At 59.5% G+C, this 14863-nt stretch carries 12 protein-coding genes; 7 read left to right on the top strand and 5 right to left on the bottom strand.

Annotated elements, in window-relative coordinates:
* Positions 1 to 100 precede the first annotated feature (100 nt).
* Positions 101 to 991 (top strand): GyrI-like domain-containing protein, encoded by an 891-nt coding sequence (locus tag C0V97_RS03450; protein WP_233581939.1) that lies wholly within the window; start codon positions 101 to 103, stop codon positions 989 to 991.
* Positions 992 to 1016: 25 nt separating this feature from the next.
* Here the strand turns inward: C0V97_RS03450 and C0V97_RS03455 are convergent, their stop codons facing one another.
* Positions 1017 to 4307, bottom strand: coding sequence for a Hint domain-containing protein (locus C0V97_RS03455; protein WP_127100679.1), 3291 nt, complete (start codon positions 4305 to 4307; stop codon positions 1017 to 1019).
* A gap of 424 nt (positions 4308 to 4731) precedes the next feature.
* Here C0V97_RS03455 and C0V97_RS03460 point away from each other — a divergent pair, with 424 nt between their 5' ends.
* Positions 4732 to 5517, top strand: coding sequence for an FkbM family methyltransferase (locus C0V97_RS03460; protein ID WP_127100681.1), 786 nt, complete (start codon positions 4732 to 4734; stop codon positions 5515 to 5517).
* A gap of 102 nt (positions 5518 to 5619) precedes the next feature.
* On the opposite strand, the gene C0V97_RS03465 is transcribed toward C0V97_RS03460, so the two are convergent.
* Both C0V97_RS03465 and C0V97_RS03470 read right to left on the bottom strand, forming a co-directional pair.
* The gene (locus C0V97_RS03465; protein ID WP_127100683.1) at positions 5620 to 6891 is read right to left on the bottom strand and encodes an autotransporter strand-loop-strand O-heptosyltransferase; all 1272 of its coding nucleotides are present in this window, start codon (positions 6889 to 6891) and stop codon (positions 5620 to 5622) included.
* A 193-nt stretch (positions 6892 to 7084) separates the two neighbouring features.
* Positions 7085 to 7732, bottom strand: coding sequence for a TetR/AcrR family transcriptional regulator (locus C0V97_RS03470; protein ID WP_233581940.1), 648 nt, complete (start codon positions 7730 to 7732; stop codon positions 7085 to 7087).
* A 157-nt stretch (positions 7733 to 7889) separates the two neighbouring features.
* Between C0V97_RS03470 and C0V97_RS03475 the strand changes: the two genes are divergently transcribed.
* A complete protein-coding gene (locus C0V97_RS03475; RefSeq protein WP_127100685.1) occupies positions 7890 to 8636 on the top strand; it encodes a glucose 1-dehydrogenase in 747 nt (248 codons plus the stop codon).
* A gap of 45 nt (positions 8637 to 8681) precedes the next feature.
* Here the strand turns inward: C0V97_RS03475 and C0V97_RS03480 are convergent, their stop codons facing one another.
* Positions 8682 to 10409, bottom strand: coding sequence for a DUF885 family protein (locus C0V97_RS03480; protein WP_127100687.1), 1728 nt, complete (start codon positions 10407 to 10409; stop codon positions 8682 to 8684).
* Between the two features lie 135 nt (positions 10410 to 10544).
* A complete protein-coding gene (locus tag C0V97_RS03485) occupies positions 10545 to 12059 on the bottom strand; it encodes an FAD-dependent monooxygenase (RefSeq protein ID WP_127100689.1) in 1515 nt (504 codons plus the stop codon).
* Positions 12060 to 12109: 50 nt separating this feature from the next.
* On the opposite strand from C0V97_RS03485, the gene C0V97_RS03490 reads away from it, so the two are divergent.
* The 4 genes from C0V97_RS03490 to C0V97_RS03505 all read left to right on the top strand — a co-directional run bounded on the left by C0V97_RS03490 (position 12110) and on the right by C0V97_RS03505 (position 14719).
* A complete protein-coding gene (locus C0V97_RS03490) occupies positions 12110 to 12778 on the top strand; it encodes a TetR/AcrR family transcriptional regulator (protein ID WP_127100691.1) in 669 nt (222 codons plus the stop codon).
* A 156-nt stretch (positions 12779 to 12934) separates the two neighbouring features.
* Complete coding sequence (locus C0V97_RS03495) at positions 12935 to 13489, top strand: hypothetical protein (protein WP_127100693.1); 555 nt, start codon at positions 12935 to 12937, stop codon at positions 13487 to 13489.
* A gap of 60 nt (positions 13490 to 13549) precedes the next feature.
* Complete coding sequence (locus tag C0V97_RS03500) at positions 13550 to 14104, top strand: hypothetical protein (RefSeq protein ID WP_127100695.1); 555 nt, start codon at positions 13550 to 13552, stop codon at positions 14102 to 14104.
* Between the two features lie 60 nt (positions 14105 to 14164).
* Entirely contained in the window at positions 14165 to 14719 is a 555-nt protein-coding gene (locus C0V97_RS03505; RefSeq protein WP_127100697.1) for a hypothetical protein, read from the top strand.
* Positions 14720 to 14863 lie beyond the last annotated feature (144 nt).

The following is a 14863-nucleotide window of genomic DNA, read 5'->3' on the forward strand; positions in this document are numbered from 1 at the left end:
AGGGCTTCAGTGCCGGTAGGGTGGGAGGGTAGCGGGTTTTCACGTCAGAATGAGTGGCGACGGGGGCCCGACGAGAACACCTGAGCCGAAGGAATCGCGGGTGACACGACATCGCCACATGACTGAGGCGCGTTTCAAACGCGCCAGAGACCATATCAGTAGTTTTCCCGGCGAGCGGCTCGATCTAGCCACGCTGAGTCGTATCGCGGCTTTGTCGCCCAGTCATTTTCATCGGCGCTTTCGCACGCTGTTCGGGATGAGCCTGCATCGCTTTACCCAGCTGACGCGGCTCAAGCACGCTGCTTTCCACCTCGCCCATGGCACGCACCCCATTACGCGCATTGCCCTCGAATGCGGGTTCGAAACTCCGGATGGGTTCGCGCGGGCATTTAGACGCTGTTTCGGCATCACACCGTCACGTTTCCGTCGCCAGCAGGACTGGCGCGTATGGCGCAAGCCCCTGGCAGAGCTGACGATTGCGGAGAACCGGTATCAGCGTCGGCGTTTCGAGCCTCGCGATGTCACCATACGCTTCTTTCCCGCCACACCCATCGCTCTGATGATGCATCAAGGTCCTGCCGAGCGGGTCAGCGAAACGGTCCAGCACTTCATTTCCTGGAGGAAACGCAATGGCCTGTCCCCTGACAGGGCTGCCACCTACACTATTTTCTTCGACGACCCGGCTGAGACCCCGCCCGAATCCCTGCGGATCGGGCTGGCGGCCGGGGTATTGCGCGCGCTTCCGGCGCAAGGAGACGCCGTGACGCTCCGCACTTTGCCCGCGGGGCGATGCGCCATGCTGCGCCTGGTCGGACGCGCAGACACGATAGAGGATGCTGCCCTCTTCCTCTATCGCGACTGGTTGCCCACAAGTGGCGAGCGCCTGCGAGACTTTCCCCTCTTCTGCCAGCGTGTCGCCTTTTATCCTCAGGTGCCGGAGACCCGCGCCGTGGTCGATCTGTATCTCCCACTCGAAGGGGCCTCGACCTGAATACCGGTTGAACGCAACCCACCGATCAAACCAGCAGCCGCATCTTCTCTTCACTGAGATACGGAGCCACCCGTTCAGGCTGCTCCATCAGATACGGCCCCCCGGCAACAATTTCTATCGCGATCAGATGCGGCCCTTCATCGGCATGAAGCGTAAGCGGCAGACGGGCTTCGCCGTTCGTCCAGCGGCAATGATGCCCATCGCGGCAGAGCCAGCCTTCCAGCGTCTCGCTCGTGATATGTTTCTCGACCTCGCGCATCTGCGCGTTGCTGAAAATGGTAATCCGCCCGACCAGAACTCCCAATTTGCGTCGATCATCCACAAACGGGCCGATAGCATCGCAGGGGCGGCTGGCATTGGAGCGCAGCGTCAGGTGACGCACATCGCCCTCAAGCATGAACACATGCTTGTCTCCGCTGATCCGCAGCGGCGGAAATACGCGCCCATCCGTCGCCACCAGTTCCATGGCCGTATCGAATGTCGTTTCAGGGGACTCGGCGGTCACCCCGGCCCGCTCCAGGAGACGTTGGTAGACAGGCTCGACCCGCGCCCGCGTGCTATCGAGGGGAGCTGCCGCATCATGTGCCCAGTCATGGGCGTGATCGGCGCCGAACTGCACAACCGAACCGTGCTGATGGAAATTCCGTCGGTTTCCCGTATCCAGATAGCTCTCTGTCAGCATGGCTTCCGCCCAGAGCACGGAGTGCTCCTGCGTCTCGACGTGATAGACGAAGTGATCGGCCCTGGTCTTGTCGTAATAGATACTGCGGCCATTCACGAGCATGCGCGCCGGTATGAACACCCCATCGAAAAACAGGCAATGCTCTGGCGTCACATACAGATCACGCGCTGGAATACCCGGTGCCACGGCATCTGCCCGGATACAGACAGGATAACCCGCCTGATCATCGGAGAGCGTGGGGTCGATCTCGACACGTTGCCTGCCAACCCAGCGCAGGCGGCTCGTCCGCTCCACGCCATTCTTCCAGTCCCAGACGCAGACATGATCGCCGATCTGCAGATCCTCGACCGATTTTTCGCCGTGGGGCGTCCTGATGGCAGTCCCTGCCAGAAAGCAGAGGAGCGTGAGCGTGTCTCCTGTGAACGCAAATTCGTTATGCGTATAAGTGCCGGCCAGCTGGATACTCGCGGTGCGCCCATTGCTGGCGCGCACAGTCAGCAGACCATCCGATGTCAGATTGGCCGAGGTGATGGTACCGCTCAGATAGTTGAAATCGATGGTGCCGTGTTCCTCGAGACGCCCGCTGACGAGCCCCCCGGCATCATTGATGACGACGGTGCCGCCGCTTCCGATCGTCGCGCCGTTTTCCACGGCGCCGACACCGATGATCTCCGTACCGCCACTCGCGATGTAGGTATTGAAACTATGCGCGGGATCAGAGGTGTTGTTGGAGCTCCCCACATACATGAGGCCACCGCCCTGAACGAGAGCGCTGGTCACTACACCCGTCGTGGTCGCGGAGAGCACGCCGCCATTCGCAATAATCGGCTTGAACGCAGAGCCATAATTCTCAACGATCAGACGCCCGCCGCTCATCACTGTGTCATTGAGGGACAAGCCGCTGGCAACGGATGTGTTGCGTCGTCCGGCCCAGATCGTCCCGCCCGAGGTGATCACGCTCGAGATAGACGTTCCCCCGCTATCAAGCAGTACCGACCCGCTATTGCCGATTTCGGCCTGGCTCACAACAGCACCCGCCTGGGCCGAGATCATACCAAACACCCCGGTCACATGCGCGTCGGAAACAACGGCATTGGCCCCGGAGGCATTGACCACACCATATGTGGTGATCTCGACACCAGTCAGGGAAGCGTTTTCTCCCACATAGACGCGTCCCTGCGATGTCACGGCATAATTGGTCGCATCGAAATTGGAGATATAAGCCGATCCATTGGAATTGACGCTGACAACACCGCCATCCTCCGCGGTATCGTTATAGCTGAGGCCGCCGCTATTGATCAGAGCCGACCCGCCCGAAAGCACGAGCGTCCCACTGGTAATGCCGCGTGAGTCGACAGCGCCTGCCGACAGTCCCGCGCGACCCGAATTGATCAGCACACCCCCATTGCTGACCACCGCCGTCAGCATGGTCCCGCCAGAGCCGACGATGGCCGTCCCGCCATCGCGCACCGCTGCGCTCGTCACGACACCCGATGTATCGACGATGGCACGACCACCCGCAGAAACGGCAGGCATGACACCGGTGCCCCCATTGCGTACCGTCAGCGTACCGCCGCTGAGCATGGTATCGTTGATGGAAACACCCCCTGATACCGCAGAGACGCGCCCCCCGGAGGAGACGACGGCGGAAACCGAACTCCCCCCCACAGAGGCCAGGATCGTACCTGAGGCACGGAGATGCGCGTCGCTCACCACGCCTCCGGAACTGACCTCAATCGTGCCGAACACCCCCGACACATCGGCCCCGATCACGGCGGCGCCCTCTCCTGCCACCGTCACGACGCCATAGGTCTGAACGGTCGCATTCGAGAACACGGCATGGTCCTGAACCCAGACCCTGCCCTGGGACGTCACGAGGTAATTGCCGGTTTCGATGCCTGAGACAAAGGCAGAGCCGTAAGCGCCGACGATGATAGAGCCGCCGTCCTCTGCGACCTCATTATAGCCTATGCCGCCACTGCCGATAATCGCGGTTCCGCCCGCGAAAACCTGCGTGCCGCTCGTGATTCCCCGCAGCGTATCGTTGCCCGCGGAGATGACGCCGTAATTGGACAAAATTCCACCGGAGCGAACAAGCGTGTCATATGCTGTTCCCCCGGAAGAAACGAGCGCGGTTCCGCCCTGTAAAATGGCAGCGCTGGTGCTGACCCCCTGATAATCGACAATAACCTTGCCGCCCGCGCTGATATTGGTGCGTGTGGCGCTCCCCTGATTCGCAACGGACATCGTCCCGCCGGCCCGTACGGTATCATCCAGCGAAACCCCACCCTGGATGGTTGACCCACGTCTGCCCAGATAAAGGCTCCCTCCGGAGGAGATGACGTTGGAGACTGACGATCCATTCTTCCAGACCGTGATGATACCGCCTGAGAGGACAGTATTGTTTTGCGCTATACTGGCGCCCCCTGAGATAGCCACATCGAGCTGACCGAGACGCGACAAAGTCAAATCGGAGGCAATGCCCGAAGAAAGCGCAATATATCCGCGCGATGTCACCTCACCGCCAGCAATGGTTCCGGCACTCGTCACGCGTACCGTGCCCAGAACCAGAACATCTTCAAGAACGGTACCGACCACGTTTGACGTGACCCCGCTCGAAACCACAGCAACCATGGAATCTTCTCCGGATTTATTTTAGTAATAATCCGGTCTGTCCGTTTCTTTACATTGACTCAAATCACGATTTTTTAAGATTTCAGACGATTTCAAACCGTCCATTTTGTACTTCTGAAACGTAGTCAAATAAAGGGATTGATTTAACACGGTAATTGTTTCGAAAATTCAAACTATGTGGGCGCTCCGCACAACCCTGAACCAGGCGACGACATAATTCGATAAAGTGAAAGCTTTCTTACTGCTTCGAGAATTGAGCCTTGGCAGGTTGGCGCACCTTCCGGGCAAGGCGCCCCTGCCTCGGGAGTCGCGGCGGCCATCCCGCCCCAAAACGGCTCCGCAGGCATGACAAGATGTGTCGGAACGGACAGAGAGGCAGGAACACCCCGTATAACGTGACTCACCAATGCGGAGCCCGCCCCCCATGACCTCACGTAAAACCGCCTTCATCCTTGCAAATGCCGATCATGGAACCATGATCGTCAACAGGCTCGACTTCAATCGGAATGAGAGCGCCAGCCTCAGCTACGGGGTCGGCTACAGCCTGCTTGAGGAGGGATGCTATGACCCCAATGACGTTCGGTGCCTCAAGAGTATCCTGAGCGTCCTGCGTCAGTTGAGGGGTGATGGCATCATGGCGCTCGATGTCGGCGCGAATATAGGCGTTCATACGCTCGAATGGGCCAGACACATGACTGGCTGGGGCTCGGTATTGGCGGTCGAGGCCCAGGAGCGGATCTTCTATGCGCTTGCCGGCAATATCGCGCTCAATAATTGCTTCAACGCCACCGCGCTCAATATCGCGATGGCCGATACAGTCACGCGCATGAAAATACCCCAGCCCGATTATACCCTTCCCGGAAGCTTCGGCAGCCTGGAATTACAGCCCCGCGCCGAAAGCGAATTCATTGGCCAGGAAATCCGGTATGACGACGCTGCGATGGTCGAGATCGAAACGCGTACGATCGACTCTCTCGCCCTCGGCAGGCTCGATCTGCTCAAGATCGATGTGGAGGGAATGGAGATGGCCGTCCTGCACGGCGCCAGAACGATGATTACCCGCCATCGCCCTGTCCTGTTCATCGAGCATATCAAACTCGATTTCGGAGCACTTGAGGCCTTCATCGACCTCGAGCAGTATCAGATGATCAATGTCGGAATGAACATGATCGCCTACCATCGCGACGATCCGATTGCTTCCTACCTCTGAAAGCAGAACCCGGTCGCGCCTGACGCGACCGGGGACATGACATGTAGCTTGCCAAGGTGCTGACCACAGGGGCAGCGTCATGTTGCCCCCTCGGGGGCGGCCTCAGGCGTCCAGTGCCTGGGCAATACTCTTCGTGACCACATCCGTCGAGATGAGCCTCGAGCATTCGAATTGACGATCCGTATTGGCGTGGCGCGGGCACCAGAGGAAATCATTGTGATTGAACATGTGCCGCGGGTCGTTCCAGCAGGAATTGCAGGAATGCCATGAGATGACACGCCAGGGGGTGTGAAACTCATTATTGGGGTGGGTAAAGCCCGAGATCATGACGGTCTTTGTCTGAGTGGCCCAGGCCAGCCAGGAGAGACCGGAACTCAGCCCGACGAACAGATCGGCGTGCTTCAGCCACCGGGCACGCTCGGCGAGAGGGCGATTGCCTGTTTGGTCCTCAGCACCGTTGGGGATATGGTTCCAGACGATACCCGTCCCGCTGAAGGGCTTCTGATCGATACATATCACGCGATAACCGCGTTTCTTCAGAAATTCGATGACCCCGAGCCACCCACCCGGATTATTCCAGTATTTGCACTGCGCCGAGGCCTGGGTGGCAATGCACACATAGGGCTCCTCGATCGGGCGCGTATCATCCTCGATCGCAATACGAGGTGCTTCCTCTGTCGGGTCTACACCCAATATGTAGCCAGCCGTACGATGCAGGCCGACATAACGAAAATCGCAGGGCTGGTGGATGTTGTCGGTGTCATCGAAAAACAGGCCGATATTATAGGTCGCATAGACTTGCGAACGAAGCGGGCTCTTTTCGAAATCCTCTTTCGTCGTCAGTTCGATCTCGGGATATTCGGTAGCGAAAAGCGGAATGAACACCTTGGCCAGGCAGCAGATCACGCGTGCACCGCTCTGTGCGGCAAACCGCGCCACATAAGGGAACCAGCCCAGCGTATCCCCCAACGTGCCTACCGGGAGTTGAACCAGAACAATCTTTCCCCGTGCATCGAATTCGTGGTGCAGGATCTTCGTCTCAGTGCCATCAGGCGCGATGCGCTCGACATCCACGGCAAAGCGAATGAAGAATTTCTTGGTCGAGGAAAGATGTCCCTCCTCCAACTCGCCCTGGAAGATAATCGTGGAGTTATCGAGGTCGGTCAGCGTGGCGCGCCAGCGCCCTTCCGTCGATTTCGGCAGCAGGACGCGTGCGCCCCAGTTGAAGTCGAAGTGAATACCCTGTCCCGCATCATTCGTCGGCAGATCGGGCGGCAGGATATAGGGATTGGGCATGGGGGCAGGCTGAGCCTGGGCGACGGGCGGGGTCTGGGCCTCGGCTGCGGGCGTTTGGGCAGAACTGTCAGTGGACATGGGCCGCGTCGTCACCTTTTTTTCAGAGCGTTCGGAACAGAGAGCACCGGATGCGCTCCCCTGTGATCGGCAGGATCATTGTTAACGATTGGTTTCGCTATTTAAAACCCGAGCAGTCAGAGTTCAACGCGTGAATGCGCCTGTTCTCTTTCAAATAATATCGTTCTCGTTACAGCTCTATACGAGAGCGAAATCAGGACGATAACTGTCCTGATAGAGCATTACCCCCTAGCACAGAGACCGCCAGAGCGCCGATCTGCAGCAGCCTGTCCCGACTTGCCCCATCGCGCGCCTGGACCCCCATACCGTTGATGACGGCGCTGAAATAGGCCGCGAGTGCCGCGCAATCGACGTTTTCGGACAGCTCTCCCGTCGCTGCCGCCTGGGCCAGACGCGCCTCCATCAGGGCCTCAGCAGCATGACGCTGGTCGATGACCATCTGCCTCAGCCGCGACTGAGCGGGCGAGCATTGTGTCGCAGCAACCGCGATCATGCAGCCCGAGGGCGCATCGCAACGCGTGAAGGCAAGCGCGGCAGCGTCGAGCATCGTCCTGAAAGCCAACGCAACGCCACCATCGCTCTCAAGCGCCTGAGTGAACCACGCACCCTCACGCCGTGCATAGGCTTCTATCGCCTCGACATACAGCGCTTCCTTGCTGGCGAAGCTGTTGTAGAAGCTGGACGCGCTGATCCCCATCACCCCGATCAGATCGTCAAAACTCGTACCTTCATAGCCTCTGTCCCAGAAGAGCGTCATGGCCTGACTGAGGGCAATATCCCGATCGAAGGAAGGGGGGCGGCCACGAGGGCGGCGCGGGGCGCATTCTTTTTTTGGTGTCATCGCTCCATAAATCCTTGAAACCCGCTTCAGGCTTCTCATATGCGTTATGTTGGAGCCATCGCTCCACAAATAAAGTCCTCCAGCCCCTCTTTCTTACACCCCTTTCCTTCCGCGCCGCAGAGCACCGGAAGGCGTTTGTCGAACAGGCAGGATCATCATGAGCAAGCTTTCAGGAAAAGTCGCGGTCGTCACGGGTGCCTCCAAGGGCATCGGCACCGAAATCGCCCGGGCTCTGGCCAAAGCAGGCGCCGCTGTCGTGGTCAATTATGCTTCTGGCCGGGATGGTGCCGAAAAGCTGGTTGCGGCCATTACCGCAGAAGGCGGCAAGGCCGTTGCGGTTCAGGGCGATGTCTCCAAGAAGACAGGGGCCAGCGCCATCATCGACAAGGCGATCGAGAGTTTTGGGCGTCTCGACATCGTCGTGAACAACTCGGGCGTATATGAATTTGCCGCCATCGAGGATATCACCGAGGAGCATTTCCACCGCATCTTCGACATCAATGTTCTCGGCACGCTTCTGGTGACGCAGGCGGCCAGCCCGCATCTTTCGGCGGGTAGCTCCATCATCAATATCAGTTCTGTCGTCACCCGTATCACCCCGGCACAGACAGCGGTCTATAGCGGCACCAAGGGAGCCATAGACGCTATCACCGGTACCCTGGCCCGCGAACTCGGTCCGCGCCAGATCAGGGTGAATGCCATCAATCCGGGTCTGATCAAGACAGAGGGCACCAATACTGCGAGCGTCATCGGCTCTGAAATGGAGCAGGCAATCATTGCCCAGACCCCGCTTGGGCGCACCGGCGAAGTCGAGGATATCGGGCCGCTTGCGGTCTTCCTGGCTTCCGAGGATGCGCGCTGGCTGACGGGTGAGACGCTCATCGCCTCGGGCGGCTTGCGCTGACCCTTTCCTGAGGGCCGGGAGGGGTATCCTCCCGGCCCTTGGAACTCATCCCTTGCGGGTTTTTTCAGACTCAATCCATTCCGCCACACGCTCGCGCAGCAGAGCCAGCGGCATGGCCCCTTCATCAAGGACCAGATCATGAAAGCGCCGTTCGTCAAATCGGGCACCGAGCGCCTTTTCGGCCTGATGGCGCAAATCGAGAATGGTCATCTCGCCAATCTTGTAGCCCAGGGCCTGACCCGGCCAGGAGATGTAGCGATTGGTCTCGTTCTGGATATTTTTTTCCGCCAGGGCCGTATTGTCGCGCAGGCAGGCAAGCGCCTGGTCGCGCGTCCAGTTCTTCCAGTGCAGCCCCGCATCCATCACGAGACGACAGGCGCGCCACATCTCCATTGAAAGCTGGCCAAAGCGTTCATAGGGCGTTGGATAAAGCCCGATCTCGCTGACAAGCTGTTCGGAATAGAGCGCCCAGCCTTCCACGAAGGCCGTGGTGGCGTAATCACGCCGGAATCCCGGCAGGTCGGTCATTTCCTGCGCGAGAGCGATCTGGATATGATGGCCCGGCACGCCCTCATGCGCCACAAGCGAAGGCAGTTCGTAAAGTGGCCTCTGATCCAGATGCGAGGTATTGATCATCAGCCCACCTGCGATACCCAGCGTCGGACTGCCCGGATCGTAACGCCCGGTCGTATAGCCTTCCTCGATCGCGCGCGGCACTTCGCGCACCCCGTAGGTCAGGCGCGGCAGTTTGCCGATCAGATGCGGCAGCACGCCATCGATTTTCTTGGCAAGGAAACTCGCCTTCTCCATCAGCGCCTGGCGCGTGGTGACGTAAAAGCGCGGATCAGCCTTGATCTGCGCGACAAACGCCTTGAAATCACCCTTGAACCCGACCGCTGTCATCTGGCGCTGCATCTCGCCATGGATACGGGCGATTTCGGACTGCCCCAGAGCAAAGATCTGGTCGGGTGTCAGGGTTGTCGTGGTTTCGCTGCGCACGAGCCATGAGTAATAGGCGCGCCCCTCCGGCAGGGACGACGCGCCGAGCGTGTCGCGGCTGGCCGGTAGGTACTCATGCTCGAAAAACGCCGCCAGTGCGCGCTCGGCCGGCTTGATCCTGTCATGCACGATGCGCGCGCCCTCGTCACGCAGGGCATGGCGCTGCGCCTCCGGCATTGTGGCTGGCAAGCTGTCGAAAGGGCGCAGGGCGGGATTGTCCTGCTCAGGCAGATCTGCCTGCGCCTTGACCGCGCGATACGCAATTTCCGCAATCAATCTGGGCTGGACGAAGCGAGTGGCGATGCCGCGACGCATATTGGCCATCTGCTGGGCGTCATAGGCCGGAATACGCTCCATGCGCCTGAGCCAGCGTCGTGCATCGGCCTCGCTACGCAAGGGCGTGTTATCGGCTGCGTAGCCCACCTCCTGATAAAACCCTTCATCACTGGTGAAAGGCATACGCGAGGGATCGAATTTCTGGCCCTCGATGGCGAGATCGTTTTCCCATGTCATCAGCCGGGCATTCAGGCTGTCTTCGCCCTTGAGCGATTTCGGGTCGAGCGCAGCGAGGCGTTTCCGGAAATTTTGTCTCTGCCTGAACCGAGCGGCTTCGGCGGCAGGGCTGTCATCCGGCCAGCGCTCGGCCGCATCCAGATCGCCCCGTGAGGCTGCGGAAACCGGGTCGAGTGCTGATGTGAAATGATCGTAGTCGCTCACGATCTGACCGATATCATCTGCCCATGCGACACTCGGCGCGAGAACAGGGCAGACCATGAAGCCCCCTCCGATAAGGAGAGCCCGTCTCCACGATGACCGGCCCCTGTTACCATGCTGAGCGCGCATTCTGCCTCCTGAGATATCGGTTCGCAGGCATAACGAGCTCAAGATGGCCGCCGCGTCAACGTCCGCTCACGCGTCCAGACCGGCGCCGAACCATCTGACGAGCGCCGTGTTCAGGGAGGCGCGTTCCCGAGGCGCCCCCTGCCAGACGAGACATCCATCGGGGCGCAGGAGTGATACGAACGCCTCATGCCACGACGCCAGCACGAGATCTTCCGGTATCGTCAGGCCCTGGAAGGCATGTCTCGCCTGGTCAGGTACCAGAAGAACGCCCGCCCCCTGCTGCATCAACCCGAAAACCGAGCGTCCATCGGGCAGGACCTGATCACCGGGCAGGGTTCCAAGCGCGGGACAATCCGCCGAATGCGCTATGGTGTCATAATGCATTGTGTACCCCCTCATCCGGGCTCCGAGTGTCGCGCAGGGCTCATCGCGGCTCAGTATCTCGGCCATAAGCGCATGAAGCGCACGGGATTGGGGATCGGGTCGCATAAGGGCTGTCTGGGCCCGGGTATTGTCCAGCACATCGCGCGCGACCGGGCGGCGCTCTTGCTCATAACTGTCCAGCAGGGTTTCGGGCATACGCCCCGAAAGGACGGCGCCCAGCTTCCAGCCCAGATTGGCGGCATCGACCAGACCCAGCCCAAGGCCCTGTCCCCCGAAAGGCGGATGGATATGCGCGGCATCTCCGGCAAGGAAAATCCTGCCCTGCCGATACTGGTCGACCAGCCTCGTATGATCGGTCCAGCAACGCCCGCCTCGATAGGCCGAGAGCTTCATCGCACGCCCGCAAACGCGCTCGATTGCGGCTTCCACCTGCATCTGGGTCGGGATGGTCTGCCCTTCTGGCGGTGGACCGAAGTAATCGACGAGGAAGAGCCGCTCCGGTATCGGACCATAGGCCATGACACCGCCCGGCTGCATCTGCCACCCGGCGGGCCGGACCGCATGCGCTTCATCGAAGGCCACGAAGACCTGATAAAAGCTGAGCGTGGGGTCCGTACCCGGAAAGGCAAAGCCCCCCAGTTTGCGCAGCGTGCTGCGTGCGCCATCGCATCCGACGGCATAGCGGCAGGCGATACGTTCATCCTGACCATCCTCGCGCGTGAAGGTCAGGATGAGAGCCTCTTGCCCCTCCTCCACTCCCGTCACCCTACACGGGCGGCGCAGCATGATCCCCCGTCTTTCCACCTCGTCCTGCAGGGCGCTCTGAAGATGGCGCTGGTCGATCAGGCGTGTCGGACGTTTATGGTCCTGCTCCTGACTGAGCAGAGGAATACCCGCAAAATGGCCGGCAAAGCGCTGCCCCTCCTTGCCGGACCGACGCCACCCGCCGCCAGATCCGGAGAGGAAGAGCGCCATCAAGGCCTGGCTGCGTGCCTCCAGAGCATCGAGTTCCGGCCCCATGCCCTGCCTCATCAGGGCCTCTGCCCCAAGCGGCCCCACGGAAAGGGCTTTCTGCACCTCTTCCTGTTGCTCACGGGCCTCCAGCACCACGCACGACGCTCCTGCCCGCTCGAGTTCGAGAGCGAGCAGGAGCCCGACTGGCCCGGCCCCGACAATCACGACATCCGTATGTTTCATAGACCGAATCCATATTTGTACTCGGTATAGTTTTCTGATAGTGGATGCGCATGTCAACAAGGATCGACCGGCACACGAAAAGACGCCTTGCCACGCGGCAGCGTATCTCTGACATCGCGACCGCTCTTTTTGCCGAGCACGGGTTCGACAAGGTCACGATCGATGCGATCGCCGAGGCCGCCGATGTGGGGCGTATGACCGTGTTCAATCATTTCGCGCGCAAGGAGGATCTGTTCTTCGATCGCGAAGCCGTCATACGCGACACATTGAGCGCCGCCATTCTCGCCCCCTCTCCCCTGCATCCAGTGGAACGGCTGCGTGCTCTCGCCCATGATCTGGTGGCGCAGGACGCACCGTTCCTGCGCTTTGCGCCCCAGGCTCAGGGATTTATCGATACGCTTCTGGCGAGCGAAACCCTGAAATCACGTGCCCGCGCTCTACGCGATGAGGTCACGGCCGACATAAGGCGCGATCTTGCGCACGCGCTGGAGGCCACCACGCAGAAATCAGCCCGGCAGGATGATTTGTCAGAGCCCGGACTGACGCTTGATGCCGCGCTCTCGCTATGCGCCTCTGTCCTCGTGGCAAGCTGGGTCGCGGCTTTTACCGAGGCACAACGACATTTCGACGCAACAGGCAATAGTGCCTCGGCACGCTCCCTTTTCCTTTGCCTTGTCGACAAGGGCAGCACAGCGGCACTGGGTATCTTGCAAGTGTGATTTGCGAACGGACCTTTTGAGACGGGTAGTGGCACAGGTTCAGACAAGAGGAAGGCGCGATAAAGTAATCGTCACGACCCTTGCCCTTGCCCAAATTCGCATCGTCGCCAATCCTGACCTGACCGACATTAGCCTGTTCCGGAGTGCAGATAGCGCATGAGCACCGTCATTCCCTCTTGGCAGATTCCTACCCGTCGAGCTGAGGTCATCCGTACCAGAAAATATGTGGCCGTGATCTGCATGGAACGCTGGGGAGGAAGTCACTTCTCCCGCTCTGGCTGGTCCACCTTCATTCCTCGCAAACAGGTCACGACGGAATGGATCGGGGCCAATCTCAAAAAGGCGCTGTATAGCAGCGAGGATTTCGGTGCGCATTTGCCTACGCCGATTCCGAGTGAACTCTCTCGCCCAGCAAAGAACGAGTCAAACCAGAAGTCTCATGAGTTCTGGCTGCGTATCCAGGAGGAGTTTGGTTTCAAGGATATCCTGACTGCCATGTCAAAATCGGCCTTGGTCTTCGTAAGGTGGCCGGAGGACAAAGAGGATCAGGTTGAAATGGTCGCTTCTCGTGGGAGCGGTGCGCATCATTCCGCCTGGGGGACCAATGAGAATTTCGGCAAGGTTTTCCATGCCTCGATCAATTTGAGCGATCTCGAATTTGGCGAGGTTGCGGTGCAGGCTCTGGATCGCTGTCAGCCGAATTACGCCTGAGTGATCAGGCGCCCCCCTTCCCACGACTGACGTCAGCCTTTTAAGGAGTGCAGATAGCGCATGAGCACCGTGATCCCCTCCTGGCAGATCCCCACACGCTATGCTCAGGTCATCCGCACCAAAAAATATGTGGCCGTGATCTGTCTGGAAACCTGGGGCGGCATGCACTTCTCCCGATCTGGATGGTCCACCTTCATTCCCCGCAAACAGGCCACGACAGATTGGATCGGGGCCAATCTCAAGGAGGCTCTATATAGCAGCGAGGATTTCGGAGCGCATTTGCCTACGCCGATCCCGAAGGACCTCTCTCGCCCAGCAAAGGACGAGTCAAACCGGAAGTCGCATGAATTCTGGCTGCGCATCCAGCAGGAATTGGGCTTCAAGGATATTCTGACCGCCATGTCCAAATCGGCCGGCATCTATATCGATTGGCCCGAAGACCAGGGGGACCAGGTACGGATCGTCGCAACGCGTGGTCGTGGTGGCGGCTTTTCCGCCTGGGGGACCAATGAGAATTTCGGCAAGGTTTTCCATGCCTCGATCAATTTGAGCGATCTCGAATTTGGCGAGGTTGCGGTGCAGGCTCTGGATCGCTGTCAGCCGAATTACGCCTGAGTGATCAGGCGCGCCCCTTCCCACGACTGACGTCAGCCTTTTAAGGAGTGCAGATAGCGCATGAGCACCGTCATTCCTTCCTGGCAGATCCCCACCCGGCGTGCTCAGCTCATCCGCACCAGGAAGTATGTGGCCGTGATCTGCATGGAACGCTGGGGAGGAAGTCACTTCTCCCGCTCTGGCTGGTCCACCTTCATTCCCCGCAAACAGGTTACGACGGAATGGATCGGGGAAAACCTCAAAAAGGCGCTATATAGCAGCGAGGATTTCGGGGCGCATTTGCCCCGACCGCTTCCAGACGAGCCTTTTGACTCCATGAAGCCAGAATCGGGTGCCAGATCTAATGAATTCTGGTTACGTATCCAGCAGGAGTTCGGCTTCAAGGACATTCTGACTGCCATGTCGAAATCAGCACTGATTTTTGTAGGCTGGCCTGAAGATCAGGGGGATCAAGTCGAAATGCGTTCTTCCCGTGGAAGCGGTGCGCATCATTCCGCCTGGGGGACCAATGAGAATTTCGGCAAGGTTTTCCATGCCTCGATCAATTTGAGTGACCTCGAATTCGGCGAGGTTGCGGTGCAGGCTCTGGATCGCTGTCAGCCGAATTACGCCTGAGTGATTAGGCGCCCCCCTTCCCACGACTGACGTCAGCCTTTTAAGGAGTGCAGATAGCGCATGAGCACCGTCATTCCTTCCTGGCAGATCCCCACCCGTCGAGCTGAGGTCATCCGCACCAGAAAATATGTGGCCGTGATCTGC

Source organism: Asaia sp. W19, from assembly GCF_003994335.1.
In the GTDB taxonomy this organism is placed as follows: domain Bacteria; phylum Pseudomonadota; class Alphaproteobacteria; order Acetobacterales; family Acetobacteraceae; genus Asaia.